This window comes from Anaeromyxobacter sp. Red801 (genome assembly GCF_049201065.2).
Taxonomy (GTDB): Bacteria; Myxococcota; Myxococcia; order Myxococcales; family Anaeromyxobacteraceae; genus Anaeromyxobacter.
Map to the genome: position 1 here is coordinate 4,082,251 of NZ_CM181236.1, position 24,781 is coordinate 4,107,031.

Annotated in this window: 21 protein-coding genes and 3 pseudogenes; 17 read left to right on the forward strand and 7 right to left on the reverse strand. The window is 73.2% G+C overall.

Annotated features, from left to right (window positions below; translation table 11 throughout):
• The first annotated feature begins 4 nt into the window (after positions 1 to 4).
• The 11 genes and pseudogenes from ACOQFB_RS18835 (at position 5) to hypB (ending at position 8,519) form a co-directional block, all read left to right on the forward strand.
• The gene (locus ACOQFB_RS18835) at positions 5 to 1,738 is read left to right on the forward strand and encodes a nickel-dependent hydrogenase large subunit (protein ID WP_059436610.1); all 1,734 of its coding nucleotides are present in this window, start codon (positions 5 to 7) and stop codon (positions 1,736 to 1,738) included.
• A 93-nt stretch (positions 1,739 to 1,831) separates the two neighbouring features.
• Positions 1,832 to 2,359 (forward strand): hydrogenase maturation protease, encoded by a 528-nt coding sequence (locus ACOQFB_RS18840; protein ID WP_059436611.1) that lies wholly within the window; start codon positions 1,832 to 1,834, stop codon positions 2,357 to 2,359.
• A gap of 143 nt (positions 2,360 to 2,502) precedes the next feature.
• Positions 2,503 to 3,195 carry an acylphosphatase gene (locus ACOQFB_RS18845; RefSeq protein WP_494492315.1) on the forward strand — a complete coding sequence of 231 codons (693 nt, stop codon included), beginning with the start codon at positions 2,503 to 2,505 and terminating at the stop codon, positions 3,193 to 3,195.
• Positions 3,192 to 3,569 (forward strand): annotated as a pseudogene (locus ACOQFB_RS18850) (Sua5/YciO/YrdC/YwlC family protein); the annotation flags it as partial. The gene ACOQFB_RS18845 and the pseudogene ACOQFB_RS18850, both read left to right, overlap by 4 nt.
• A 106-nt stretch (positions 3,570 to 3,675) precedes the next feature.
• The gene (locus ACOQFB_RS18855; protein WP_494492316.1) at positions 3,676 to 4,821 is read left to right on the forward strand and encodes a Kae1-like domain-containing protein; all 1,146 of its coding nucleotides are present in this window, start codon (positions 3,676 to 3,678) and stop codon (positions 4,819 to 4,821) included.
• Positions 4,822 to 4,830: 9 nt separating this feature from the next.
• A complete protein-coding gene (locus ACOQFB_RS18860) occupies positions 4,831 to 5,136 on the forward strand; it encodes a HypC/HybG/HupF family hydrogenase formation chaperone (RefSeq protein WP_237757829.1) in 306 nt (101 codons plus the stop codon).
• A gap of 95 nt (positions 5,137 to 5,231) precedes the next feature.
• A pseudogene (locus ACOQFB_RS18865) lies at positions 5,232 to 5,564 on the forward strand (hydrogenase formation protein HypD); the annotation flags it as partial.
• Between the two features lie 92 nt (positions 5,565 to 5,656).
• A complete protein-coding gene (locus ACOQFB_RS18870; protein ID WP_494492317.1) occupies positions 5,657 to 6,283 on the forward strand; it encodes a HypD family hydrogenase formation protein in 627 nt (208 codons plus the stop codon).
• 16 nt (positions 6,284 to 6,299) lie between these two features.
• Positions 6,300 to 7,325, forward strand: a complete 1,026-nt coding sequence (gene hypE, locus ACOQFB_RS18875) for a hydrogenase expression/formation protein HypE (protein WP_059436614.1) — start codon at positions 6,300 to 6,302, stop codon at positions 7,323 to 7,325.
• Between the two features lie 13 nt (positions 7,326 to 7,338).
• Positions 7,339 to 7,683: a hydrogenase maturation nickel metallochaperone HypA/HybF gene (locus tag ACOQFB_RS18880; RefSeq protein ID WP_059436615.1), complete on the forward strand. Its 345-nt coding sequence runs from the start codon at positions 7,339 to 7,341 to the stop codon at positions 7,681 to 7,683.
• A complete protein-coding gene (hypB, locus tag ACOQFB_RS18885) occupies positions 7,683 to 8,519 on the forward strand; it encodes a hydrogenase nickel incorporation protein HypB (RefSeq protein ID WP_421609087.1) in 837 nt (278 codons plus the stop codon). The genes ACOQFB_RS18880 and hypB overlap by 1 nt, the downstream gene beginning before the upstream one ends.
• Positions 8,520 to 8,545: 26 nt before the next feature.
• Here hypB and ACOQFB_RS18890 read toward each other — a convergent pair whose 3' ends face one another.
• Positions 8,546 to 9,844 (reverse strand): pyridoxal phosphate-dependent aminotransferase, encoded by a 1,299-nt coding sequence (locus tag ACOQFB_RS18890; protein ID WP_059436617.1) that lies wholly within the window; start codon positions 9,842 to 9,844, stop codon positions 8,546 to 8,548.
• A gap of 34 nt (positions 9,845 to 9,878) precedes the next feature.
• The gene (locus ACOQFB_RS18895; RefSeq protein ID WP_059436618.1) at positions 9,879 to 11,072 is read right to left on the reverse strand and encodes a lactate racemase domain-containing protein; all 1,194 of its coding nucleotides are present in this window, start codon (positions 11,070 to 11,072) and stop codon (positions 9,879 to 9,881) included.
• A gap of 213 nt (positions 11,073 to 11,285) precedes the next feature.
• Here ACOQFB_RS18895 and ACOQFB_RS18900 point away from each other — a divergent pair, with 213 nt between their 5' ends.
• From ACOQFB_RS18900 to ACOQFB_RS18915, 4 genes and pseudogenes are all read left to right on the forward strand, one after another.
• Positions 11,286 to 11,984, forward strand: coding sequence for a DUF4395 domain-containing protein (locus ACOQFB_RS18900; protein WP_421609088.1), 699 nt, complete (start codon positions 11,286 to 11,288; stop codon positions 11,982 to 11,984).
• A 255-nt stretch (positions 11,985 to 12,239) separates the two neighbouring features.
• Positions 12,240 to 14,069, forward strand: a pseudogene (locus tag ACOQFB_RS18905) (cation-translocating P-type ATPase); the annotation flags it as partial.
• A 100-nt stretch (positions 14,070 to 14,169) separates the two neighbouring features.
• Positions 14,170 to 14,907 (forward strand): cation transporting ATPase C-terminal domain-containing protein, encoded by a 738-nt coding sequence (locus ACOQFB_RS18910; RefSeq protein WP_494492318.1) that lies wholly within the window; start codon positions 14,170 to 14,172, stop codon positions 14,905 to 14,907.
• A gap of 135 nt (positions 14,908 to 15,042) precedes the next feature.
• Complete coding sequence (locus ACOQFB_RS18915; protein WP_421609090.1) at positions 15,043 to 15,546, forward strand: plastocyanin/azurin family copper-binding protein; 504 nt, start codon at positions 15,043 to 15,045, stop codon at positions 15,544 to 15,546.
• A 50-nt stretch (positions 15,547 to 15,596) separates the two neighbouring features.
• On the opposite strand, the gene ACOQFB_RS18920 is transcribed toward ACOQFB_RS18915, so the two are convergent.
• Positions 15,597 to 16,286: an RNA polymerase sigma factor gene (locus ACOQFB_RS18920; RefSeq protein ID WP_059436623.1), complete on the reverse strand. Its 690-nt coding sequence runs from the start codon at positions 16,284 to 16,286 to the stop codon at positions 15,597 to 15,599.
• 100 nt (positions 16,287 to 16,386) lie between these two features.
• On the opposite strand from ACOQFB_RS18920, the gene ACOQFB_RS18925 reads away from it, so the two are divergent.
• Entirely contained in the window at positions 16,387 to 16,848 is a 462-nt protein-coding gene (locus ACOQFB_RS18925) for a DoxX family protein (protein ID WP_421609091.1), read from the forward strand.
• Between the two features lie 74 nt (positions 16,849 to 16,922).
• Here the strand turns inward: ACOQFB_RS18925 and ACOQFB_RS18930 are convergent, their stop codons facing one another.
• The 3 genes from ACOQFB_RS18930 to ACOQFB_RS18940 form a co-directional block, all read right to left on the reverse strand.
• Positions 16,923 to 19,901, reverse strand: coding sequence for an ATP-binding protein (locus tag ACOQFB_RS18930; RefSeq protein ID WP_421609092.1), 2,979 nt, complete (start codon positions 19,899 to 19,901; stop codon positions 16,923 to 16,925).
• Positions 19,902 to 19,941: 40 nt separating this feature from the next.
• A complete protein-coding gene (locus tag ACOQFB_RS18935) occupies positions 19,942 to 21,666 on the reverse strand; it encodes an acyl-CoA carboxylase subunit beta (RefSeq protein WP_421609093.1) in 1,725 nt (574 codons plus the stop codon).
• Positions 21,667 to 22,091: 425 nt separating this feature from the next.
• Complete coding sequence (locus tag ACOQFB_RS18940; protein ID WP_421609094.1) at positions 22,092 to 22,694, reverse strand: hypothetical protein; 603 nt, start codon at positions 22,692 to 22,694, stop codon at positions 22,092 to 22,094.
• Positions 22,695 to 22,917: 223 nt separating this feature from the next.
• On the opposite strand from ACOQFB_RS18940, the gene ACOQFB_RS18945 reads away from it, so the two are divergent.
• Positions 22,918 to 23,457, forward strand: coding sequence for a hypothetical protein (locus ACOQFB_RS18945; RefSeq protein WP_421609095.1), 540 nt, complete (start codon positions 22,918 to 22,920; stop codon positions 23,455 to 23,457).
• Positions 23,458 to 23,672: 215 nt separating this feature from the next.
• On the opposite strand, the gene ACOQFB_RS18950 is transcribed toward ACOQFB_RS18945, so the two are convergent.
• The gene (locus tag ACOQFB_RS18950; RefSeq protein ID WP_421609096.1) at positions 23,673 to 24,317 is read right to left on the reverse strand and encodes a transposase; all 645 of its coding nucleotides are present in this window, start codon (positions 24,315 to 24,317) and stop codon (positions 23,673 to 23,675) included.
• Between the last annotated feature and the right edge of the window lie 464 nt (positions 24,318 to 24,781).

Genomic DNA, 24,781 nt, shown 5'->3' on the forward strand with positions numbered 1-24,781 from the left:
CTAAATGAGCAAGCTCATCACCATCGACCCGGTCACGCGCATCGAGGGTCACCTCCGCATCGACGTCGAGGTCGACGGGGGCGCGGTCAAGAACGCATGGTCCTCGGGCACCATGTGGCGCGGCATCGAGACCATCCTCCAGGGCCGCGATCCCCGCGACGCCTGGATCTTCACCCAGCGCATCTGCGGCGTGTGCACCACCGTGCACGCGATCGCCTCGGTGCGCAGCGTGGAGAACGCGCTCGGCCTCGAGATCCCGCTGAACGCGCAGCTCATCCGCAACCTGATCGTCACGGCGCACACGCTGCACGATCACATCGTCCACTTCTACCAGCTGTCCGCGCTGGACTGGGTGGACGTGACCAGCGCCCTGAAGGCCGACCCGGTGAAGGCGGCGCAGCTCGCCGAGTCGATCTCCAGCTGGCCGGGCAACTCGAAGCACGAGCTCGCGGCGGTGAAGGCGCGCCTCGAGGGCTTCGTGAAGGCCGGCCAGATGGGCATCTTCACCAACGGCTACTGGGGCCACCCGGCGATGAAGCTCTCGCCGGAGGTGAACCTGCTCGCGGTCGCGCACTACCTCCAGGCGCTGGAGATCCAGCGCAAGGCCAACATGGCGGTGGCGATCCTCGGCTCGAAGACGCCGAACATCCAGAACCTGGCGGTGGGCGGCGTGGCCAACGCCATCAACCTGGACAGCCCGGCCGCGCTGAACATGGAGAAGCTGTACCAGGTGAAGACCCTCATCGACGAGGTCGCCACCTTCGTGCAGCAGTGCTACCTGCCCGACGTGGCCGCCATCGGCGGCTTCTACCCGGACTGGTTCAAGTACGGCGCCGGCGTGACGAACTACCTCTCGGTGCCCGAGCTCCCGCTGGACGAGAAGATGTCGAAGTTCGACATCCCGGGCGGCGTGCTCTGGAACGGCAAGCTCGAGCTGGCGCACAAGCTGGCGGGCTGGAACGACGACTACCTGAAGCAGAACGTGACGGAGTCGATCGCGCACGCCCACTACGACGGCGCCTGGGCGAAGGGCCCGTGGGAGGAGGACGACAAGCCGAAGTTCGCCGGCGAGTGGAAGCACGAGACGCCCGCGCCCGACCGCTACACCTGGGTGAAGGCGCCGCGCCTCGAGGGCAAGCCGGTGCAGGTCGGGCCGCTCGCCTGCGTGCTGGTGGGCCTCGCCTCCGGCCACGAGCCCACCACCCGGTGGGCCACCGCGGCCATCGGCGCGGTGAAGGCGATCCACAAGATCGACCTCACCCCGGCGCACCTCCACTCGACGCTCGGCCGTCACGCGGCCCGCGCCATCCGCGCGGCCATGATGGCCGAGATGGCTCAGAAGCAGTGGAAGCTCCTGGTCGAGAACATCGGCAAGGGCGACACGCGCATCTGGGTGGACCCGATGGCGAACCTGAAGCCCGGCATCTACAAGGGCGTCGGCTTCCACGAGGCGCCGCGCGGCACGCTCTCGCACTGGTGCGTGATCGAGGCCGACAAGAAGGGCATGAAGCTGAAGAACTACCAGTGCGTCGTGCCCTCGACCTGGAACGCCGGCCCGCGCGACGCGAGCGGCGCCCTTGGCCCCTACGAGAAGTCGCTCGTCGGCAACCCCATCGCCGACCCGAAGCTGCCGCTCGAGGCGCTCCGCACCATCCACTCGTTCGACCCGTGCCTCGCCTGCGCCATCCACACCGTGGACGCCGAGGGTGACGAGATCGCCCGGGTGAAGGTGCTGTAGCCCGCGTCGGGTGGTACATCCGATCCCGTCCTCGACCGCCGGGGACGGGATCGGCCTTTTCGGGAGCCCCGCCGCGGCGGGGAGGAGGCTCGGGTGGCGCGCATCGCGGTCTTCGGCATCGGCAACGTGCTCACCGGCGACGACGCCGTCGGGCCGTACGTGGTGAAGGTGCTGGAGGCCCGCTGGGAGCTGCCGGGCGTCGAGGTGGTGGACGCCGGCACGCCCGGCCTCGACCTCACCGCCTACTTCGCCGGCCTCGACGCGGCCGTCCTGGTGGACGCGGTCAAGGCGCGCGCCGCGCCGGGCGAGCTGCGGACCTACTCGCGCGAGGACCTGGTGAAGCGCTCGCCGGTGCTGGCGGTGAGCCCGCACGAGCCCGGGCTGCGCGAGGCGGTCATGAACGCCGAGTTCATGGGCGTGTGCCCGGCCACGGTGCGCCTGGTGGGCGTGGTGGCGGAGCGGACCGACCTCGGCTGCGCGCTCTCGCCCTCGGTGCAGGCCGCGGTGCCGGCGGCGGTCGAGCAGGTGCTGTCCGAGCTGCGGGCGCTGGGCGTCGCGCCGCGGCCCCGCGACCCGCCGGCCGAGCCGGACCTGTGGTGGGAGAAGGGCCGGGCCGGATAGCGCCGGGCGCGCCGCAGGGAATGCGCGCCGGGCAAACGGACGTTGATCCACCGGGTGGCCGCCCCGCGTTGCGGCGGCGAAAGGCGCGGCGGTAAGCTCGCGCCGCCCCAGCACGGAAGGCCCAGGCGCACGCGCCGCTCCGCATGACCACGCAGCGGACCACAGACGGCGGGCCGGATCGCTCCGGCGAGGGGCGGCGGATCGCCGTGAGCGGCACGGTGCAGGGCGTCGGCTTCCGGCCGTTCGTCTACCGGCTGGCGCACCAGACCGGCGTGACCGGCCGCGTCCGCAACGATGCGGCCGGCGTGACCATCGAGGCGTTCGGCCCGCGCGCCGCGCTGGACGCGTTCCAGGCCCGCCTGGTGAGCGACCGCCCGCCCGCCGCCTCCATCGCCGCGCTGCGCGCCGAGCCCATCCCCGCCGAGCCGGCGGCGCGCTTCGAGATCGTGGAGAGCGGCGGGGCGGCCGAGCGGCGGGTGGCCATCCCGCCGGACCTCGCCACCTGCCCCGAGTGCCTCGGCGAGCTGCGCGACCCCGCCGATCGCCGCCACCGCTACCCCTTCACGAACTGCACCGCCTGCGGCCCGCGCTTCACCATCGCGCTGGGCGTCCCCTACGACCGGCCCGCCACCACCATGGCCGGCTTCCGGATGTGCCCGGCCTGCGCGCGCGAGTACGGCGACCCGCTCGACCGGCGCTTCCACGCGCAGCCGAACGCGTGCCCCGTGTGCGGCCCGCGCGTCGCGCTGCGGGACGCCGCCGGCGCGCCGCGCCCTCCGCCGACCCGATCCGCGAGTGCGCCGCGCTCCTGCGCTCCGGCGGCGTCGCCGCGGTGAAGGGGCTCGGCGGGTACCACCTCGCGTGCGACGCGAGCGCGCCCGCCGCGGTGCGGACGCTGCGCGAGCGGAAGCGCCGCGAGGAGAAGCCGCTCGCGGTCATGGTGGCGGACCTCGAGGCCGCGCGGGCGCTCGCCGAGCTCTCGCCGGACGAGGCGGCGCTGCTCGCCGCCCCCGAGCGTCCCATCGTGCTCTGCCGCCGGCGGCCCGGCGCGGCGCTCGCCCCGGAGCTCGCGCCCGGCAGCCCCATCGTCGGGCTCATGCTGGCGTACGCGCCGCTCCACCACCTGCTGCTCGCCGACGCCGGCGTGCCGCTGGTGATGACGAGCGCGAACCTCTCCGACGAGCCCATCGCCTTCGAGGACGAGGACGCGCTGGCGCGGCTCGGCGGCATCGCCGACCTGTTCCTGGTCCACGACCGGCCCATCGCCTCGCGCCGACGACTCGGTGGCGCGGGTGGTGGCGGGGCGGCCCTTGGTCATGCGCCGCAGCCGCGGGTTCGTGCCGCGCCCGGTGCGCACCGCCCGGCGCTTCGCCCGCCCGGTGCTGGCGGCGGGCGCGCAGCTCAAGAACGCCTGCTGCCTGGCGCGGGGCGACGAGGCCACCCTGGGCCCGCACGTGGGCGACCTCGACGGCCTCGAGACCTACGGCGCGTTCGAGGCGGCGGTGGCGCGGCTGGAGGCGTTCCTCGCCTTCCGCCCCGAGCTGCTCGCCTGCGACCTCCACCCGCTCTACCTCTCCACGCGCTGGGCGCGCGAGCGGGCCAAGGCGGCCTCGCTGCCGCTCGTCGAGGTCCAGCACCACCACGCGCACGCCGCCGCCTGCATGGCCGAGCACGGCCTCGAGGGCCCGGTCCTGGCGCTGTGCTGGGACGGCACCGGGCTCGGCGCCGACGGCGCGTCCTGGGGCGGGGAGCTCCTGCTCGCCGAGGCGGCGCGCTTCGAGCGGCTCGCCACCTTCCGGCCGGTGGCGCTGGCGGGCGGCGACCGCGCCATCCGCGATCCCTGGCGCATCGCGCTCGCGGCGCTGCTCGACGCGTTCGGCGAGGACGCCCCGCTCGACCGCCTCCCCCTGTTCGCGGGGGTGCCGGCGCGGGAGCTGGACGTGGTCCGCCGCATGCTCGCCGCCGGCCTGAACGCGCCGCCCGCCCACGGGGCCGGGCGCGCCTTCGACGCCGCCGGCGCGCTCGCGCTGTGCCGCCCGTCGGCGCGCTTCGAGGGGCAGCTGGCGCTCGCGCTCGACGCGGCCGCGCACGGCCACGAGGCGCCGCCCTACCCGTTCGACCTCGACGCGTCCGGACCGGTGGAGGCGCTCGACCTGCGCCCGCTGTGGCGCGCGCTCGCGGCGGACGTCCTGGCGGCCCGGCCGGCCGGGGAGATCTCGGCGCGCTTCCACGCGGCGCTCGCCGCGGCCGGCGCCGAGCAGGTCCGGCGGGCGGCGCGCCGGGCCGGGCGGCTGCCGGTGGTGCTGACCGGCGGCTGCTTCCAGAACGCGCGGCTCGCGGAGGCGATCCGCGCGCGGCTGGAGGGAGAGTTCGCGGTATACCAGCACGGCGAGGTGCCGCCCGGCGACGGCGGGATCGCGCTCGGCCAGGCGGTGGTCGCCGACGCGGTGGCCCGCGCCTAGCGCCGGCCGGTGGAGGAGACGGAAGACATGTGCCTCGGGGTTCCAGGGAAGGTCATCGCCATCGACGGGCTCGACGCCACGGTGGACTTCTTCGGCGTGCGCAAGTCGCTCCGCCTCGACATCGTGGACGAGCCGGTGCAGGTGGGCGACTACGTGCTCAACCACGTGGGCTTCGCCATCCGGCGCATCCCGCCCGAGGAGGTCCAGGAGACGCTGGCGCTGTTCGACCAGATCCTGGAGGTCTCCGGCGCGAAGGAGGACCTCATGGCCGCCGACGTCCGGGGCGAGATGGCCGCCGGGAAGGACCAGAAGTAGGAGGGCCGGCGATGTCGAACGAGGATCTCTTCCGGCAGCTCAAGTTCCGCGATCCGGCCCGCGCCCGCGCGCTCGCCGAGGCGCTCCGCCACAACATGGACGCCATCGGCCGCGAGGTGTCGGTGATGCACGTGTGCGGCAGCCACGAGCAGGCCATCGCCCGCTTCGGCCTGCGCGCGGTGCTCCCGCCCGGCCTGGAGCTCATCATGGGCCCGGGCTGCCCGGTGTGCGTCACCGACGGCCCGGAGGTGGACGAGGCGGTCGCGCTCGCCATGCAGGGCGTGCGCGTGTGCACCTACGGTGACATGCTCCGCCTCCCCGGCACCGCGCGCTCGCTCGCCGACGCGCAGGCCGACGGCGGCAAGGTCGAGGTGGTCTACTCGATCTCGCAGGCGGTCGAGCTCGCCCAGGCGCACCCCGAGGAGCAGGTGGTGTTCCTGGCGAGCGGCTTCGAGACCACCGCGGTGGCGACCGCGGCGGTGGCGCTCGCCTCGCGCCCCCCAACTTCTCCATCCTCTCGGTGCACAAGTACGTGCCGGCGGCGATGGAGATCGTGGCCGCGTCGAAGGAGACGCACATCGAGGGCTACGTCGCGGCCGGCCACGCCGCGATCATCACCGGCTGGGCCATCTTCGAGCCGTTCGCGGCCCGTACCGGCGCGCCGGTGGTGGTGGCCGGCTTCGAGCCGCTCGACATCCTGGCCGCGCTGGTGAAGCTCACCGAGCTCATCCGCGAGCGGCGGCCGGAGGTGGCGAACGTCTACCCGCGCTGCGTGACGAAGGAGGGCAACCTCCCCGCGCAGCGCTCGCTGTGGCGGGCGTTCCGCACCGTGACCGGCCGGTGGCGCGGCATCGCCGACGTCCCGGGCGGCAACCTCGAGCTCGTGCCCGAGCTGGCCGCGCTCGACGCCCGCAAGCGCTTCCGCATCGACACGGCGGGCGTGCGCGACGCGGCGGCGGAGGAGGAGGCGAAGGGGTGCATCTGCGGCCGGATCATGCTCGGCCTCGCCACCCCGGAGCACTGCGCGCTGTTCGGCACCACCTGCGTCCCGGAGTCGCCGGTGGGCGCGTGCATGGTGTCGTCGGAGGGGCAGTGCCGGATCTGGCACACGTACGGCGGCGTGCCCGATCTGCGCAAGGTCGGCTAGGAAGGCGCGGAGACCCATGGACACGAAGGTGCAGCAGAAGATCGGCCTGAAGCACGGCTCCGGCGGGCGCGCCATGCGCCAGCTCATCGAGGACGTGTTCCTCTCGCTGGCCTCGCCGGTGGACGGCATCGGGCTCTCGGCGCTGGACGACGGCGCGGCGATCCGCGTGGGCGACCGCTGGCTGGTGATCACCACCGACTCGCACGTGGTGCACCCCATCTTCTTCCCGGGCGGCGACATCGGCCGGATCAGCGTCTCGGGCACGGTGAACGACCTCGCCATGATGGGCGCCACCGAGCCGGTGGGGCTGACCTGCGCGGTGATCCTGGAGGAGGGCTTCCCGCGCGCCGACCTGGAGCGGGTGGTGGCCTCGATGCGCGAGACGGCGAAGGAGGCCGGCGCGCCCATCGTCACCGGCGACACCAAGGTGATGGGCAAGGGCCAGGTGGACGGCATCGTGCTCAACACCACCGGCGTGGCGCTGGCCGACCGGGTGGTCTCGGACGCCGGGCTGCGGGCCGGCGACGTGCTCGTCGTCACCGGCTCGATCGGCGATCACGGCATGGCGGTGATGGCCCGGCGGCACGACCTGCGGCTGGAGGGCGACCTCCGCTCCGACGTCGCGCCCATCAACGGGCTGGTCCGCGCGGCGCTCGCCGCCGGCGGCGAGGACGTGGTCGCGATGAAGGACCCGACCCGCGGCGGCGTGGCGGGCGTGCTGCACGAGATGGCCGCGAAGGGCGGCGTCGGCATCGTGGTGGACGAGCCGTCGCTGCCGATCAACGACGAGGTGCGGGCCGCCGGCGAGATGATCGGCATCGACCCGCTGCTCGTCGCGAACGAGGGCAAGGCGGTGATCGGCGTGCGGGCCCGCTCGGCCGACAAGGTGCTGGCCGCGCTCCGCGCGCACCCGCTCGGCGCGCGCGCCACCGTGTTCGCGCGGGCCATCGCCGAGCGGCCCGGCGCGGTGATCCTCGACACCGGCTTCGGCAAGCGCATGCTGGCCGAGCCCGAGGGGGAGCTCCTGCCGCGCATCTGCTAGGCAGGCGAGCCGCATGCACGAGTATTCCCTGGTGGAGGCGCTGGTCAGGCGCGTGGAGCAGGAGGCGCGGCGCCGCGAGGCGGTCGCGGTCCGCGGGCTCACCGTGAGCGTGGGCGAGCTCTCCGGCGTGGACCCGGAGCTGTTCCGCACCGCCTACGAGACGTTCCGCGCCGGCAGCCTGTGCGCCGAGACGCCCCTCACCCTGAAGCGCCTGGAGGCGCGCTGGTCCTGCCCGGCCTGCCGCGCCCCCATCGCCCGCGGCGCGGTGCTGCGCTGCCCGACCTGCGACGTCCCGGCCCGCCTCGACGAGGGCTCGGACGCGCTCACCCTCGACAGCATCGACATGGAGGTGCCCTGATGTGCACGACCTGCGGCTGCGGCGATCCCGAGCTCGTCCCGGTGGAGCTGCACGAGAAGATCCTGGCCGGCAACGACCGCGCCGCCCGCCACAACCGCGAGCACTTCCTCGAGGCCGGCGTCCTCGCGCTCAACATCATGGGCTCGCCCGGCGCCGGCAAGACCGGCGTGCTCGAGGCGACCGCGAAGGCGGCGGCCGCGAAGAGCTGGCGCCTCGGCGCGGTCTCGGCCGACCTCGCCACCGACAACGACGCGCGCCGGCTGGAGAAGGCCGGCATCCCGTCGAAGGCCATCACCACCGGCCAGGCCTGCCACCTCGACGCCGAGCTGGTGCACCGCAGCCTCCACGACTTCCCCTGGCGCGACACCGACGTGTTCTTCATCGAGAACGTCGGCAACCTGGTGTGCCCGGCCATCTACGACCTGGGCCAGGCGGCGAACGTGGTGGTGCTCTCGGTGACCGAGGGCGAGGACAAGCCGCTCAAGTACCCGGTCATGTTCAAGGCGGCGGACCTGGTGCTCGTCACCAAGGTGGACCTCGTCCCGCACCTCGACGTGGACCTCCCGAAGCTCCGCGACGCCATCGCGCACGTCATGCCGACCGCGAAGGTGATCGAGCTGTCCGCCCGCACCGGCGAGGGCATGGACCGGTGGATCGCGTGGCTGGAGGAGCTGCGGCGGCCCATCGTGAAGCCGGCGCAGCCGCGGACGCACACCCACGGGCACGACCACGGTCACGAGCACACGCACGCGGACGGGACGACCCACGCGCACCCGCACGATCACGCCCATGACCATGCCCACGGCCACGGGCACGATCACGGGCACCGCCACTAGCCCCCGCTCATGCCTCGGCCGGCGCCCTACCCCACCGACGCGGTCACCGACGACCGCTCCTGGATCATCGCGGCGAGCCGCTCGAAGGCCTTCTCGAGCGTCTCCAGCGAGGGGCCGAACGAGAAGCGCACGTAGGAGCGGAAGCGGGCGACGTGGCGGGCGCGGCGCTTGCCGGGGTTCACGTCGAAGAACTCGCCGGGGACCACGATCACCTTGCGTCGCAGCGCCTCGCGGAAGAAGCCCATGCCGTCGTTGAGCGGCGCGGGCAGGTTGGCGAGGTTGCCCCAGCAGTAGAAGGTGCCGTCCGGCGCGCGGTCGATGCGGACGCCCATGGTCTCGAGCGCGTCGAGCATGTGGCGGCGCTTCTCGCCGAAGGTGCGGTGGATGGCCTCGGTCTCCTGGCGCACCGCCTCCTCGGCGAGCAGCGGGATGGCCGCGCGCTGGAGCGGCTTCGAGCCGCCGCCGTCCAGGAACGAGCCGGCGCTCGCCACCGCGTCGATGACCTTGCGCGGCCCGACCGTCCAGGTGACGCGCCAGCCCGGGTAGCGCCAGTTCTTGGTGAGCCCGTCGAACAGCACGATCGGATCGCGGTCCACGTCCTCGACGTACCGCGCCGCGCTCTCCACCGGCAGCCGGCCCGGCGGCGCCGTCCAGACGTAGTGCGAGTAGAACTCGTCCATGAGCATGGCGCACTCGAGCTCGCGCGCCAGCTCGACCCAGCGCGCCAGCTCGTCGCCCTGCACCAGCTTGCCGGTGGGGTTGCAGGGGTTGGAGAGGAGCAGCGCCGAGAGCCCGCGGCCGGTCACCTCGCGGCGCAGGTCGTCCACCGTGAACGCGTACCCGCGCTCGCCCTCCAGCAGGATGGGGATGGGCGTGAAGGTGCGGAACAGGTCCAGCAGCTCCTCGTAGGCGGTGTAGTCGGGCAGGAAGTGCCCCATGTTCACGCGCCCGAGGCTCGCCGCGGCGCGGGTGAGCGAGGTGCGGCCGCCGCCGGAGATGGAGACGTTCTCGGCCTTGTACTGCGAGGGCAGGCCGCGGCGGTACAGCCGGTTGTAGAGGCCGGCCACCTCCTCGCGCAGCTCCCACAGGCCGGCCACCGGCGCGTACTCCTGGTCGTCCACCGACACGGCGACGGAGTGGACGCGGTCGGGCGCGCCGGGCAGCGGACCGGTCTCGGGCTGCCCCTGCCCGAGGTTGCACCAGTCCGGATCCTGCATCGAGAAGCCGAGCTTGGTCGCCTCCGCGGTGGCGTAGATGACGCCGGTGCGGGGGACCTGCCGGAACGAGGAGAGCTTTCCGCCTTGCGGGATGGGTTCGTCGGTCACGGGAGCGCGAGATTACCACGCGCCCGCGGCGCGATCAGCGCCGCCGCGGGACGAGGTCGCCGGCGTCCGGAAGGACGAGGACGTCCGGCTCGGCCTTGCCGACGAGCTCCCGCGCGCTCGCGAGCGCCGCGTCCAGCGAGGGGGCGAACGTCGCGTACGTCTCGCGGACGGTGGCCTCGGGCATGCCCGAGACCAGGAAGAGCGTGTACCGCTCCGGCAGGAAGCGCCGGACGCCCAGCTGGAAGATGCCCTCGTTGACGGTCCGGAGCGGCCCCACGCCGCCGGGGCACTCGGCGCAGACGACGACCACGCCGCCCTCCCGCAGCAGCATGCCCGCCGGCGGGACCAGCTTCGAGGCCTGGTACAGGCTGCCGGAGACCGGCAGCGGCGCCGAGACCACCACCACGTCGGCCGGCTCGGCGGCGACCTCGCACCACGGGCGCGCCATGCGCACGCCGGCGCGGTGCGCGTAGACCACGTCGCCCGCCACCGCGCCCATCACCACCCCGCCCGCCTCCACCACGTTCAGCATGTACGTGTCGCGCCCGAGCCGCCGGACCGCCTCCTCCAGGTCCTCGCGGCACGGGTTGCCGTCGGCGCGGCCCAGGCTCGAGGCGGGATCGGCCTTGAGCTTGTGGTTCTGCCGGATGTCGTCGTCGTGCCCGAGCCCGGGGAAGATGCCCTTCGCGCCGCCGCCCCAGCCGGCGAAGTAGTGCGGCTTCACCCGGCCGGTGGTGACGACGAGGTCGCTCTCGGCCACGCACCGGTTCACCCGCAGGCGCGTGCCGCGGCTGGTCCGGCCCATCTCCACCATCGAGGCCTCGTCGCGCGCGTCGTGGTTCACCACGCGGTGCCGCCGGAGCACCTCGTCCGGCAGCCCGAGCGCCTCGAGCGGCCCGGGCCCGTGCGTGCCGTTCGCGACCGCGAGCGTGAGGTGGTCGTCGGGGACCACCGCGAGCGCGCGCCGCACCGCCGCGAACAGCTCGGCGCGCGGCTCGTCGCGGGAGGCGTCGCTCACGATCACCAGCACACGCGTGCGCGGGCCGGCCACCTCCGGCAGCGGCCGGGCGCCCTCGGGGTGCGCGAGCGCCGCGTCCAGCGCGGCGGGCAGGTCGGCCACCGCCGGCGCGGGCGGGGCGGCGAGCACGCGCGCCGGCACGCCGGCCGGGAACGGGAGCGGGCGGGTGCCGTAGCCGAGCAGGACGGGGGCGGACGCGGGCGCGCTCATGCCGGCATCGTACCCCAGCCGCGGGGCGCAGCCGCCGGGGCGGGCGCCCCACCCGCCCTCCGCCGCTGCTCGCCGCACACTCCGCGATACCGGACGCAGGCGCTCCGCCGCCTCCGCCCACGCCCGCAGGGTCCTGCCGCGCGGGTCTGGTTGCGGCGGACGGTCCGTCCGTTATATGAGACGCCTCTCCAGCCCAGCCGAGGAGCCCGCCGCATGCCCGCCCGCACCGCCGATCCCTACCGCGACCTCGCCGTCATCGACGCGCGGGCGCCCCGCTTCAACCAGGCGGTCATCGGCGCGCTGGCGCTCGCGGGAACGCTCACCGGCGGGTGGGCGCTGTTCGCGCTGCCCGCGCTGCAGCTCACCCTCGGCCTCGCGCTGGGCCGCCGCTGGTGCCTCCCCTGCGTGTTCTACTTCGAGGTGGTTCAGCCCCGGCTCGGCGAGGGTCCGCTGGAGGACAGCCGGCCGCCGCGCTTCGCGAACCAGGTCGGGGCGGTGTTCCTGTGGACCGCGACCGCGGCGACGCTCGTCGGCGCGCCCGCGCTCGGGAGGGCGCTGGGGGGCGCGGTGGCCGCGCTCGCGCTCGTTTCTGCGGCGACGGGCTTCTGCACGGGCTGCGCGCTGTACCGGGCGGGCGCCCGGCTCCGCGGCATCCGGGGCCGCACCGTGGAGCGCGTGGACCTCGCCGAGCTCGGGGTGCCGGCCGGCCAGGGCGCGGTGGTCCAGTTCACGCACCCGCTGTGCTCGGACTGCCAGGAGCTGGCGCGGCGCCTCGCCGGCGAGCGGCACGGCCCGGTGCTCGTCGACGTCGCCCGGCGGCCCGACCTCGCGCGGAAGTACGGCGTCGCGGTGGTCCCGCTCGCCGTCGAGGTCGCCGCCGACGGCGCGGTGATCCGGCGCATCACCGGCTGAGCGCTCGACCGCCGCCGCCCCCGCGCGCCAGGCGGGCGGAGGCGTCGGCGCGACGCCTACCGCACCGAGATGTCGCAGCTGCAGCCCGACCTCGGGGTCGCGTACCGGTTCTGACGGCGCGGCCGCCGGAGCGCCGGCCCCGGCGGCATCCCACCGCAGCCCGGCGGCGCGCCGCCGCACGCGCCCGGTTTCCGCCGCAGGACCGGCGCCCGCGCCGTACACTGGGCGCGATCACCCAGGCAGCCCGGGGGCCCGATGGCGAACGTCCCGGAGTGGCATGCGCTGTCCGCCACCGACGCGTTCGCGCGGCTCGGCTCCGGACCGGCCGGCCTCGACCCCGCGGAGGCGGCCCGCCGCCTGGAGGAGCACGGGCCCAACGAGCTCGCCCGCGCGCGCCGCGCCCCGGCGCTCGCGCTGCTCGCCGCCCAGTTCAAGAACGTGCTGGTCGTGATCCTGATGGTCGCGATCGCGCTCTCGCTGTCCCTCGGCCACGACCTCGAGGCGGCCACCATCGGCGCCATCCTGGTGTTCACGGTGGTGCTCGGGTTCGTGCAGGAGTACCGGGCCGAGAACGCGCTCGCGGCGCTCCGCCGGATGGCCGCGCCGCTCGCCACGGTGATCCGCGGCGGCGCGGAGCGGAAGGTCCCGGCGCGCGAGGTGGTGGCGGGGGACCTGCTCGTGATCCACGCCGGCGACCGGATCCCCGCCGACGCGCGGGTGGTCGAGGCCGTCAACCTGCAGGCGGACGAGGCGGCGCTCACCGGCGAGTCGGTGCCGGTGACGAAGACCGAGGAGCCGCTCCCCGCCGGCCCGGTCGCCATCGGCGATCGCACCGACATGCTGTTCGGCGGCACCGCCGCCACCTACGGGCGCGGCCGCGCCGTGGTGGTGGCCACCGGCGCCGGCACCGAGCTGGGCGCCATCGCCCGCATGCTCGCCGAGGTGAAGCCGGCGCGCACCCCGCTGCAGCTCGAGCTGGACCGGGTGGGGAAGCAGCTCGCCCGCGCGGCCATCGTGGTGGTGGTGCTGCTCGCCGGGCTGGGGCTCCTGCGGGGCCAGCCGTTCCTCGAGATGGTGGTGTTCGCCATCGCGCTCGCGGTGGCGGTGGTGCCGGAGGCGCTGCCGGCGGTGGTCACCATCGCGCTCGCGCTGGGCGTGCAGCGGCTGGCGCGCCGGAACGCGCTGGTGCGCCGGCTCGCCGCCGCGGAGACGCTCGGCTCCACCACCGTCATCTGCTCGGACAAGACCGGCACGCTCACCCGCGACGAGATGACCGTCCGCGCGCTGCACGTGGAGGGGCGCACGCTGGAGGTGACCGGCTCCGGCTACCGCGTCGAGGGCGGGTTCCTGCACGAGGGCGCGCCGGTGGACTCGCCGCCCGCCCTGCTCGCGCTGCTCGGGGGCGCGGTGCTCGCCTCGGACGCCAGGGTGGAGCGCACGCCGTCCGGCGACCTGACCGTCTCCGGCGATCCCACCGAGGCGGCGCTGGTGGTGGCGGCGCTGAAGGCCGGCCTCGACCGCGCCGAGCTGGACGCGCGCGCGCCGCGCGTCGGCGAGATCCCGTTCACCTCCGAGAGCAAGCGGATGACCACCCTGCACCGCACCGCGCGCGGGCCGGTGGCGTTCGCCAAGGGCGCGCCGGAGGTGATCGTCCCCGCCTGCACCCGGGTGGCGAGCGGCGACGGGGAGCGGCCGCTCGACGAGGCCGGCCGCGCCGCGCTGCTCGAGGTGGTCCGCGGCATGGCGGAGCGGGCGCTGCGCGTGCTCGCCGTGGCGCGCGGGGCCGGCGCGTCCCTCGCCGGGGCCGAGCGCGACCTGACGCTGCTCGGGCTGGTGGCGATGATCGACCCGCCGCGCCCGGAGGCCCGCGCCGCGCTGGAGCGCTGCGCCGCGGCCGGCATCCGGGTCGTGATGATCACCGGCGACCACCCGGTCACCGCCCGCGCCATCGGGGGCGAGCTGGGGCTGCTCCGCACCGGGACGGTGGTGACCGGGCCCGAGCTGGCGCGCCTCTCCGACGCGGAGCTGGGCGCGCGGGTGCAGGACATCGAGGTCTACGCGCGCGTCTCCCCCGCCGACAAGCTGCGCATCGTCACCGCGCTCCAGTCGCGCGGCGAGGTGGTGGCGATGACCGGCGACGGCGTGCGACGCCCCCGCGCTCAAGAAGGCCGACATCGGCGTGGCCATGGGCATCACCGGCACCGACGTCACCCGCGAGGCGGCGGCGATGACGCTCACCGACGACAACTTCGCGTCCATCGTCGGCGCGGTGGAGGAGGGCCGCGGCATCTTCGCGAACGTGAAGAAGTACCTCATGTACCTGCTCTCCTCGAACGTGGGCGAGATCGGGCTCATGGCCGCCGCCACCCTGCTCGGCCTGCCGCTGCCGCTGACGGCGGTGCAGATCCTCTACGTGAACCTGGCCACCGACGGGCTGCCGGCGCTGGCGCTGGCGGTCGATCCCCCCGAGGGCGACCTGATGCGGCTGCCGCCCCGGGACCCGCGGCAGGGGATCTTCACGCGGCCGGTGGTGGCGCTCATCGCGACCGGCGGCGCCTGGTCCACGGTCGTCAACCTGGGCCTGTTCGCCTGGGCGCGCGCCTCCGGCCGCGGCGACGCCGAGGCGATGACCATGTGCTTCATGTCGCTCGTGCTGGTGCAGTTCGCGAAGGCGTTCGCGTTCCGCTCCGTGCGCCACTCGGTGCTGCGCCGGCCGTTCGCGAACCGCTGGCTGAACCTCGCCATCGGCTGGGAGCTGGCGCTCCTGCTCCTGATCGTCTACCTGCCGCCGCTGCGGGCCGCCTTCGGCACCTACGCGCTCCCGGCGGCGGACTGGCTGCTGGTGACGGGCGCGGCCCTCACGGTGCTGCCCGTGCTGGAGCTCGCGAAGGTCGCCGTCCGCCGCGCCGCCCCGTCCGCGTGACGGCGTCGCCTCGCCGGGGACGGATGCCGGACGGGGTGCCCCTGTGCCACGCGGAAACGCTCCGGTGTCTGGGACATCGAATGCTGCGCTGGAGGTGGCCGCGCACGCCGCGCGGCCCGGCAGCGGGAGTGCACCATGGCACACGGCAGGAGCTGGTGGGTGGGCGCGGCGGCGGCGGCGATCGCGGGCGCCGCCTGTGGCGGGTCGGACAACGGCGGCAGCGGCGCGAGCACGCGGCCGACTGCGGCCGGCTACTACATCGAGATCTCGGGGATGAAGTTCTCGCCCCTCGACCTGAAGGTGCCGGCCGGCGCGACGGTCACCGTCATCAACGACGACTCGATGGCGCACTCGGTGACCAGCGAGACGACCCCGGGCGCCTACGCGCCCGGCGGCGTGGACGGCGTCACCTTCAACACCGGCGCGTTCAACGGGGTCAAGACGTTCACCATCCCGGCGGCGGCCGCGCAGGGCACGGTGGTCCCGTACTACTGCTCCACGCACCTCGGCGGCATGGTCACGCCGAACGGCAGCATCACCATCGACCCGGCCGCGCAGCCGGCGCCGCCGCCCCCGCCGCCCGGCGGCAGCGGCGGTGGGGGCGGCGGCGGTGGTGGTGGAGGCGGCGGCGGCTACTAGCTCCGTGCGTCCGGGGTCCGCCCGCCCTGCGCGTCGGGGCGCGCGGACGCTCAGGACCGCGCCGCGATCGCCGCGAGCACCGCGGCGACCACCCGGTCGCAGCGGGGCGCGAGGAACCCGAACGCCTCGGGCGCGCTGCGGCCCACGCGCTCGGCGATGAGCCCGCGCAGCGCGAGGCGGGCGCGGTGGAGGCGGACCTTCACGGCCTCCTCGCCCAGGTCGAGCGCCGCGGCCACCTCGGCCGTCGAGAGCTGCTCGATCTCGCGGAGCACGTACACGGTCCGCAGGTGCACGGGGAGCCGGTCCACCGCCTGCTCGAGCAGCACCCTCGCCTCGCGCGTCGCCGCCTCGTCCTCCGGGCTCGGATCCGCCACGCGCTCGCCCTCCCCTCCTATACCGCCGTCCTCCCGCTCGTCCGGGAGCGGGACCAGCCGGTCGCGCCCGCGCAGGCGCATGAGCGCCTCGTTCACGCCGATGCGCACCAGCCACGTCGAGAACGCAGCGTGCCCCTGGAAGTCGCCCAGGTGGGCGTACGCCTGGAGGTACGCCTGCTGCATCGCGTCCTCCACCTCGGCCTCGTTGCGGAGCACCGAGCGGATGGCGCGGTACAGGCGCGGGTTGTGCCGCCGCATGAGCACCTCGAACAGCGCGACGTCCCCGTCGAGGACCCGCGCCACCACGTCCGGATCCGAGGGTGCCCCCGCGGGCACCCCGCGCACGCTGCTCGCCTGCACGGTCATGGCTCCTCCTCCGCCTCCCGTCATCGGATGCGCCGGCGCGCGGATCGTTACCGGCGTAACGCCGCCGCGCACGGCGCATCCAACGGGCAAGGAGGTTCACATGGCCAACAGGGACGAGATCCACGGAACGGCTCCCGCGTACTGGGCGCTCCGCATCGCGCTCGGCGTGGTGCCGATCGTGGCGGGGCTGGACAAGTTCACCAACCTGCTCGCGGACTGGGCGGGGTACCTGAGCCCGCTGGCGGTGCGGCTGCTGCCGGTGAGCCCCGCCGCCTTCATGCGGGCGGCGGGCGTCATCGAGGTGATCGTGGGCATCGGGATCCTGGCCGGGCGTGCGCGCACGTTCGGCTGGATCGCCATGGCGTGGCTCGCCGCCATCGCGCTCAACCTGATCGCGAGCGGCGCGTTCCTCGACGTGGCCGCGCGCGACGCGGTCATGGCGGTGGCCGCGTTCGCGCTGGCGCGGCTCGCGGCCGTCCACGAGCCGCTCCGGGCCCGGCGGCCGGCGGGGGCGGTCGAGCCGCAGCCGACGGCGGCGCACCCGGCGCCGACCCGGACCTGAGGACCGGCCCGGAAACGGCGGGACCCCGCCTCCGGCGAGGCGGGGTCCCGGGGACCTCGGCGTGGGAAGGGGCGCTAGACGGCCTCGACCCCCGCCCAGGCCACCTCCTCCTCCGGCTCCTCGAACCGGACGGGCTCGACGGTGGTGAACTTCTCGGCGAACGTCATCAGCACGCCCTCGAGGTGCTTCTGGGTCCGGGTGCGCCGCTCGCGCTCCACCGCCTTCGGATCCACCGGGACGAACTTCTCGTCCGGCGTGATCTTGAAGAGCGGCTGGCCCTTCTGCACCACGGTGCCGTCCGCGCCCTGCATCAGGACCTTCTCGATGGTCCCGGAGAACGGCGCGCGCACCGTGTTGAACATCTTCATCACCTCGATGATGTAGAGCGGCTGCCCCTTGTCGAAGTGCTGGCCCTCCTCGACGAACGGCGGCCGGCCCGGCGCCTCCTGGCGGTAGAACATGCCGCCGAACGGCGCCACCAGCTCGTCCGCCTTGGTGGCGGGCGGCGGGCACAGCACCTTCTTCATGCGCGCCTGCAGCTCGGGGTCGTGCAGGTGCTCGGGGATGGTGACCTCGAGGTCCTCCTCGACCTTGAAGTCGAAGAAGCGCACCGATTCGGCCACCATGAACAGCAGGCCGAGCAGCTCGTTGCCGGCCTCGTAGCCCAGGTGGGCGGAGCGGATCCTCGTCCAGGTCTCGGCGTCGAAGCCGTCCTGCGGCTCCTCCTTCTGCAGGATCTCGTTGAGCTTGTAGTACTCCTCGCGCTTCAGGCCGAAGCGCTCGCGGAGCGCCACGTAGAAGCGCAGCGACTTCGTCAGCAGCTCGTGGTCGTGCTCCCACATCACCTGGGAGGCGGGCCGCCGCGGGTGGAACGCCATGTTCAGGTAGGCGTAGGCGTCGTTGAGCACGCCGAGCGGGTTCCGGATCCAGAGCAGCTTGCCGTTCTCGATCCGGTAGTGGCGGCGGTTCATGCTGAGCCAGCCGGCGAACAGGTGCGGATCGTCGAGGAAGCGGTCGATCACGCGGGTGAGCAGCGTCACCTTGCGGTCGAGCACCTCGGCCATCGCCTTCTGCGCCGCCGCGTCGCCCGGGTTCTCCGTCGCCATGAGCTTCGCGTAGTGCTTCTTCATCTCGGCGAACGCGTAGGCGGTGTCGAGCTTGTTCGCCTCGTCCTTCAGCATGCCCACCAGCGTGAGGTACGGCACCACGAAGCGGGTGGTGGGCTTGGCGTTCACGCTCTGGCCCAGGAACCAGTTCACCAGGCCGTAGTGGAACTCCATGTTGGTGGCGAGGGTGGTGCCGCGGAGCTCCATGCGCGCCAGCACGCGCGCCAGGTGCTTGTAGCTCTCCAGCCGCCGGTCGCCCTTGGTGAGCAGCAGCGCGATGTTGGAGTCGTACGCGCCGGCCACCTTGTAGCGCATGAACATGCGCGTGTCGGGGTTGGGCATGCTGATGCCCTGGTCGTCGCGGATCTCGCCCTCGATGGGCTTCGACCAGTAGCGGATCACGCCGCCGGCGTGCGGGGACAGCGAGGCGTCGGTCGCGTTGAGGCGGGCCTCCACCGCCGCGCCGAAGCGCTGGATGCGGCGGGGCTTGGGCAGGCGCCTCTTGTGGCGCGCCAGCAGCGCCATGGCCTCGACCAGCGACTCGACCACGAACGTGTCGGCCGGATCGTCCGGGTTCGCGAACTCGAGCGCGTAGCAGAGCTCGGACACCCGGTGCTCCACCTGGATGCGGGTGTTGACCTCCATGAAGTAGTAGCGGTCGCGGTCGACGATGCACTCGAACGTGGAGGCGGAGTCGAGCCCCACCGCCTGGCCGAAGCGGGCGGCGTCGTCCTCCATCCGCTTCAGGATCTCCAGGTCCACCTCGAGCGCCTTGGCGCGGACGGGCTTGCCGTTCTTCTTCGCCCGCTCGATGGTGGCGGCGAGCGCCTCCTGCGTCACCGAGACCTCGAGCAGCTTCTGCTCGTGCATCTGCAGCGAGCAGTCGCGGCCGCCCAGCGACACGCACCACTCCCCGTTGCCGAGGAGCTGGATCTCGTTGTGCCGGGTCTGCTCGATGTTGAGCTCGATGAGGACGTTCTTGTTGTCGCCGACGCCGGTCGCCTTCACCTCGCTCAGCACCTCGCGCACCATGGCGGGCGCCTCGGCCGCGGCCGCCGCGACGGCCTTCGCGTCCGGGTCCTTCGCGGTGAGCAGCGAGGCGCCCAGGATGCGCTGGCCCTTGCCGCCGCCGCCGCCGATGGCCTTCAGGCGCACGCGGCTGCGCGGGTACTTCCGGAACATCTCCGCCACCTCGACCTGCACCTGCGCGCCCAGCTCGTCGATGGTGAAGAGGTCGATGCCCTTGGCGTAGGAGGCCTGGAGCACGTGCTCGGCGAGCACCGGGAGCTCCAGCTTCTCGTCCGCCAGCACCTTCGCATCGCAGGCGAGGCCCTCCGCCTCCACCAGCGCGAGCAGCTGCTTGCGCGTCTTGTGCTTCGCGAGCAGCGTGCGGGCCGCCACGTCGTTCACGCCCGGCGTGACGCTGACCTTCACCTCCAGCGCGGTGCGCTTCGCCTCGTCCTTCTTGCCGGCGCGCGCCTGGGTGATGGAGTTCGGGCCGATGAACTTCAGGCCGGCCCGCTCGATGGTGGCGACGAACTCCTCGTCCTCGGCCATGAAGCCGTAGCCGGCGAAGACGGAGTCGTAGCCGTTGTCGAGCGCGATCTGGACGATCTGGTTCATCCGCTCGACGCGCTCCTCCTTGGTCGCGCCGGTGTAGTCCGGCACGCGGTGGACGCGATCGTGGTCCGCGAGCTGGCGCAGCTCGGGGGCGAGGGCGTTCGCGTAGACGATCGAGTCCTTCTCGGAGAGCAGGATCCCGACGTGCGTCATGCCCATCTCGGCGAAGACGTCCATCGCCTCCTTGCGGATGGGGCCGCGGCACACGATGAGCGGCTTCAGGTCCTCGCAGGCGAAGGAGCGCACCCACGCCGAGGGCGAGCTGCCCAGGCGGCGGTCGCGGTGGATGAGCGGGTTGTTCCGGTAGTGGTCGACGTTGGAAGCCATGTCGTTCGGTTCTCCGGGTCTCGGGTCCGGTGCGCGGGGCCTAGTGGAACTCGCGCTGCGGGCCGCTCATCGGCGACGGCGTGTAGTGGCGGAGCAGGAAGTGGAGGTTCTGGCCGAGCACCTTGCGGAGATCGGTCGGCATCACCAGGGAGGAGATGGACCCGAGCGCCAGGCCTTCCTTCGGGTTCATGAGCTCCTTCTCGTAGCGGCGCCCGAGCGCGGCCTCCTCGCCCTTGAGCCACTCGGCCGCCTCCTTCTCGGCGTCCTTGCGGGCGGCCTCGCCCTCCATCCCGGCGGCGACGCGCTGCTGCGCGCCCTTCTTGGCGCGATCGGCGGCGGCGGCGCGCATCTTGCGGAGCTCGTCCTTGTAGACGAACTCCTTGCCGGCCGGGCCCATCACCGCGAGCCGGGTGGTGGGCAGCGCCAGCACCACGTCGGCGCCGGTGGGGTAGTTGTTGTACGAGGCGTAGGCGCCGCCGAACGCGTTGCGCAGGATGAGCAGGATGCGCGGCGTGCGGACGTCCACGATCGCGTCGAGCATGGAGCGGCCGGCCTGCACGATGCCGCGCGCCTCCTGCTCGCGCCCGGGGAGGAAGCCGGTGGTGTCCTCCATGAAGATGATGGGGATGTTGTAGATGTTGCAGAAGCGCACGAACCTGGCGATCTTCAGCGCGGTGTCGCAGTCGATCTGGCCGGAGCCGACCGCGCTGTTGTTCGCGACGAAGCCGACCACGTGCCCGCCCAGGCGGCCGAACGCGGTGACCACCTCGCGGGCGCGCTCGGGCTGGATCTCGAAGAAGTCGCCGTAGTCGCACACCTGCTGGATGATGATCGACACGTCGAACGGCGTGTTGAAGCCGGTCGGCGAGTTGAACGCCTTCTTCAGCAGGGTGTTGATCTCCCAGGTCTTGCGGTCGAGCGGGTCGCTGGTCTGCTGGAACGGCGCCATCGTCCGGTTGTTGTCCGGGACGTAGTTGAGCAGGCGCACCGCCTGGCGGAGCGCGGCGAGCTCGTCGATGACGGTGAGGTCCGCCACGCCCGAGGCGCCGTGCACCTTGGGGCCGCCCAGGTCCTCCGGCGAGATCTCCTCGCCCAGCACGGACTTCACCACGCCCGGGCCGGTGAGGCCGAAGAACGTGTCGGCCGGCTGGATCACGAAGCTGCCCTGGCGCGGCAGGTAGGAGCCGCCGCCGGCGTTGAACCCGAACATGCACATGATCGACGGGACCACGCCGCTGATCCGCCGGAGCGCGGTGAACGCCTCGGCGTAGCCGTCGAGGCCGCCCACGCCCGCCGGCACGTAGGCGCCGGCCGAGTCGTTCATGCCGATGAGCGGGATCCCCTTCTCGCCGGCCATGCGGAACAGGCGCGCCAGCTTCGAGCCGTTGGTCGCGTCCATCGAGCCGGCGCGGACGGTGAAATCGTGACCGTACACCGCGACGTCGCGGCCGCCGATGTTGAGGATGGCGGTGACGAGGGAGGCGCCGTCGAGGTTCTTGCCCCAGTTCTGGTACAGGACCATCGGCTCCTTGTCCGAGAGGACGCGGATCCGCTCCCACACCGTCATGCGCTTCTTGATGTGCTGCTTCTCGATCTGATCGACGGGGACCGAGCGGATGGGACGCTGGATGAGCTCCCAGCCCTCCTGCATCGCCTCCTCGTAGCCGCCGGTGGCCCTGGCGATCTCGCCGGGGATGGTGAACTCCACCTTCTCGGGCGGATCGAGCGGGTTCGTCAGGGTCGGTTTGATCGCCTTCGTGGTCACGGGCACGGACCTCCAGGAGGTGAGCTGGCGTCGACTGCGGCCCTGCGCGGAACCGCCGCAGTGACCCTCGATTCGAGGTCCACACGGCCCGGCCACCGCCCAGGAAAAACGGGGGCAGAAGTGTGGCAAGGTCGGGTCGTCGGAGCAAGAGGGGGCGCGGATTTTGCCTCGCCGCGTCAAAGACCGACCGGTCCGGTCGGGAACGCGCGATCGCCCGTTCGGACGCTCGCCGGTTCACCCACCGCAAAGTCGGCGGGCCGGGTCATGCCGGTGGACCGGGTCAGGCCGCCACTGCCCACGCCGGCTCGACCGTCACCGCGGCGACCGCAGATGGGCAGGGCAGCCGGAGCAGTGGTGGAGCAGTTGGAGCAGTTGGTGCCGGAGTCAGCCTCCGGCGCAGATGGTGCCCGCAGATGGTGCCGGAGTCAGGCCGCCACCGCCCAAGCCAGCCCGACCGCCACCGAGGCGACCGACGCGAGCGCCGGAACGCGTCGGGTGACCAGCGCGAGCCCGGGACCCGCCGCCGCGGCGAGCGCGTCGATCGCGGCCGTGACCGCCGCCATCGCGGCCGTGCTGCCCGCCGCGAAGCCGGCGAGGGTGAGCGCCTTCACCGGCGTGCTCGCGTGCGCCAGCGGCAGGACCACGAGCAGCGCAGCGGCGCCCGTGATCCCGTGCACCAGCCCCACCGAGAAGACCGCGTGGCGTGCGCCGCGGGTCGCGACGGCAGCCGCCGCGCGCCGCCCGCGGCGGAGCGCCCAGAGGTTCGCCAGGCCCATTGCGACCAGCGCCAGGCCCGCCACGCGCTCGGCCAACGCGTCCACCCGGTGCAGCCCGGTGCCGGAGAAGACCGCGAGCAGCGCCGCCCCGGCCGCGGCGGTACCTGCCGCGTGCCCGAGCCCCCACACGAGCCCGATGCGCCAGGCCCGGCGCCCCTGCCCCACCGAGAGCGGGGCCAGGCTGAGCAGGTGGTCGGGGCCGGAGACGGCGTGCAGCGCGCCGAAGCCTGCGGCGGTGAGCGCGACGGTCATGGACGTCCTCCGTTCGTCCGCGGAGCCGCCCGGCACCCGGGGACGCATGGAGGATGCATCGGAGCGGCGATGGCTTCCAATACATCGTTCGCTGTCTTTTGATAGGCCGCCGCTATCTGCGTCGCCCTGGCGCGGTCGATAGGCGGCGCCGTGTGGCGCGCAACCCTGCACCGATCGTACGATACGCGGGTCCGACGCCGTGTTCGATGAATGGAGCGGACCGATGGAACGATACGGGCTGGACGTTAAGTGGAACCCGGCACGTGACGCCCCGGGCGTCCCCCAGCGCTGCGCGCGATTCCAGGCCGTCGCCCCGCCAGACGCACGCGCATCCGAGTTCCTGTCCTCCCTCGTCGTCGCCGCCGCGGCGGGCGAGCGCGTCGCGTGCGTGGCCGAGGGCGCCTTCGTCGCGCCCACGGAGGTCGCGCGCAACGTCGCGACGCCCGGGATCGCGCCGGCAGGCGCCGGGTTCGTCGTCGCCGCCCGCGGCGCCTCGGCGCTCGCGAGCCTGCTCGAGGAATGGCAGGCCGAGTCGATCTGGATGGCTTTCGGCGGCGAGGAGCGCATCGAGGCCCTCGAGGCCGCCGTGCGCGGGCCGCGCTGGTGGGAGCTGGACCGCTCTCGCGCTCCGCTGGAGGCCGTCTCCCGGCTCGGGTGCGTGATCCGCGTCGCGCTGGATCACGCGTCGCTGGAAGCCTTCGGCGACGTGCCGGCCGTGCTGCGTTTCCTCGATTGCGCGACCCGCGCCGCGAAGGTCTCCTGATCATGGTTCGTCGGCCGGAGCTCGACTTGTACCGGTTCCACGGCCAGGTGCCCGGACGTGGCGGAGGACGTCTGTCCGGTGCTGAAGGAAACCCCTGCGATTCGGTGCGTCGCCTCGCCCGCGGCCGGCATTCGTGGAAGCTCCAGACACACGTCCACGACGCAGACTCACGCGATTGCAGAGGCAGACCCGTGGACGCGATGGGTCGGTAGCGGTCAGTCCGGTGCCGACAGCCCGGCGACCTCGAGTTGGTGGGTCACCCAGGTCGCGTCGCCCACGAACGGAAAGGTGACGAGGTCGACCCGGCGCGTGCGGAGCGACTCCGACAGCGGCAGCGCGAACAGCGCCTGATACGCCTTCCGGCGCTCCGGAGCCGTCCTTCCGAGCGCCAGATACTCCGGCGCATCGGTGATGAGGGCGTTCGGCTCGCCGAAAGCGTAATGGCGGTAGCTCGACCACTTCCAGTCCTTCGGGCTCCTCACCAGCCCCGCCCGCACCGGGTTCAGGTCGCCGTAGCGCATCACTGTGAGCTGGTGGGCGCCGCCTTCCTGGATGCGCGGCGACCGCATACGCTCCATCACCACCTGCCCCCGTCGGTTCCGAACCTTGTTGTACCAGCGCGCGAAGAGCCCGTTGACCACCTGCCAGAAACGGCTGAACTGCACCTGCGCCTGTCGGCACGTGCAGGTGACATGCGGATGGGTGCCCATCAGACAGTACGACTGGATCTCGATGCCGTATTGGTCCTTGTACCGGCCCAACAGTCCCAGGAACTTGTCGCGCGCGCCCGCTTCCTCGAAGACGAACTCGAGATCGTGTGCCCTCCAGGTGCAGTGATTGGACGAGTCGCGCTCGACCATCGCGAACCGCGGGACTCGGGCCATCCCCGGCCGCTACGCAATTTCGGTACCACCCACTGAATGCGGCTTTTCTCGCGAATCTGCTCTCGGCCTCGTCCGCGGAACGACCCCGTGGCCGCGGCGCGAACCACGTTCGCGTTCGCATGGACGTACTCCGGCACCTCGACCCCTGTACTCCGGCACCTCGACCCGCCTCGACCCGAAGACCCGAAGTGAGGGGAGGCTCCGAAATGCATCGAGCCGCCCTCATGGTCTATGCTCGACAGGACTTGAAGACGATCTTCCGGTTCCGGTTCGGACTACACGCTGTCGGTGGACTAGCCGTATCGGGCAGCACACCAGCAGTCTACGAGTGCGCAACGAGGCGTTAGCGTGATGGCCATCCTCGAGAACTCGGAGACCGTGCTCCTGCAAGATTTCCGAACAAGCCGTTCGCTGCGGTAGACCCGGAATCGTTTCACGTG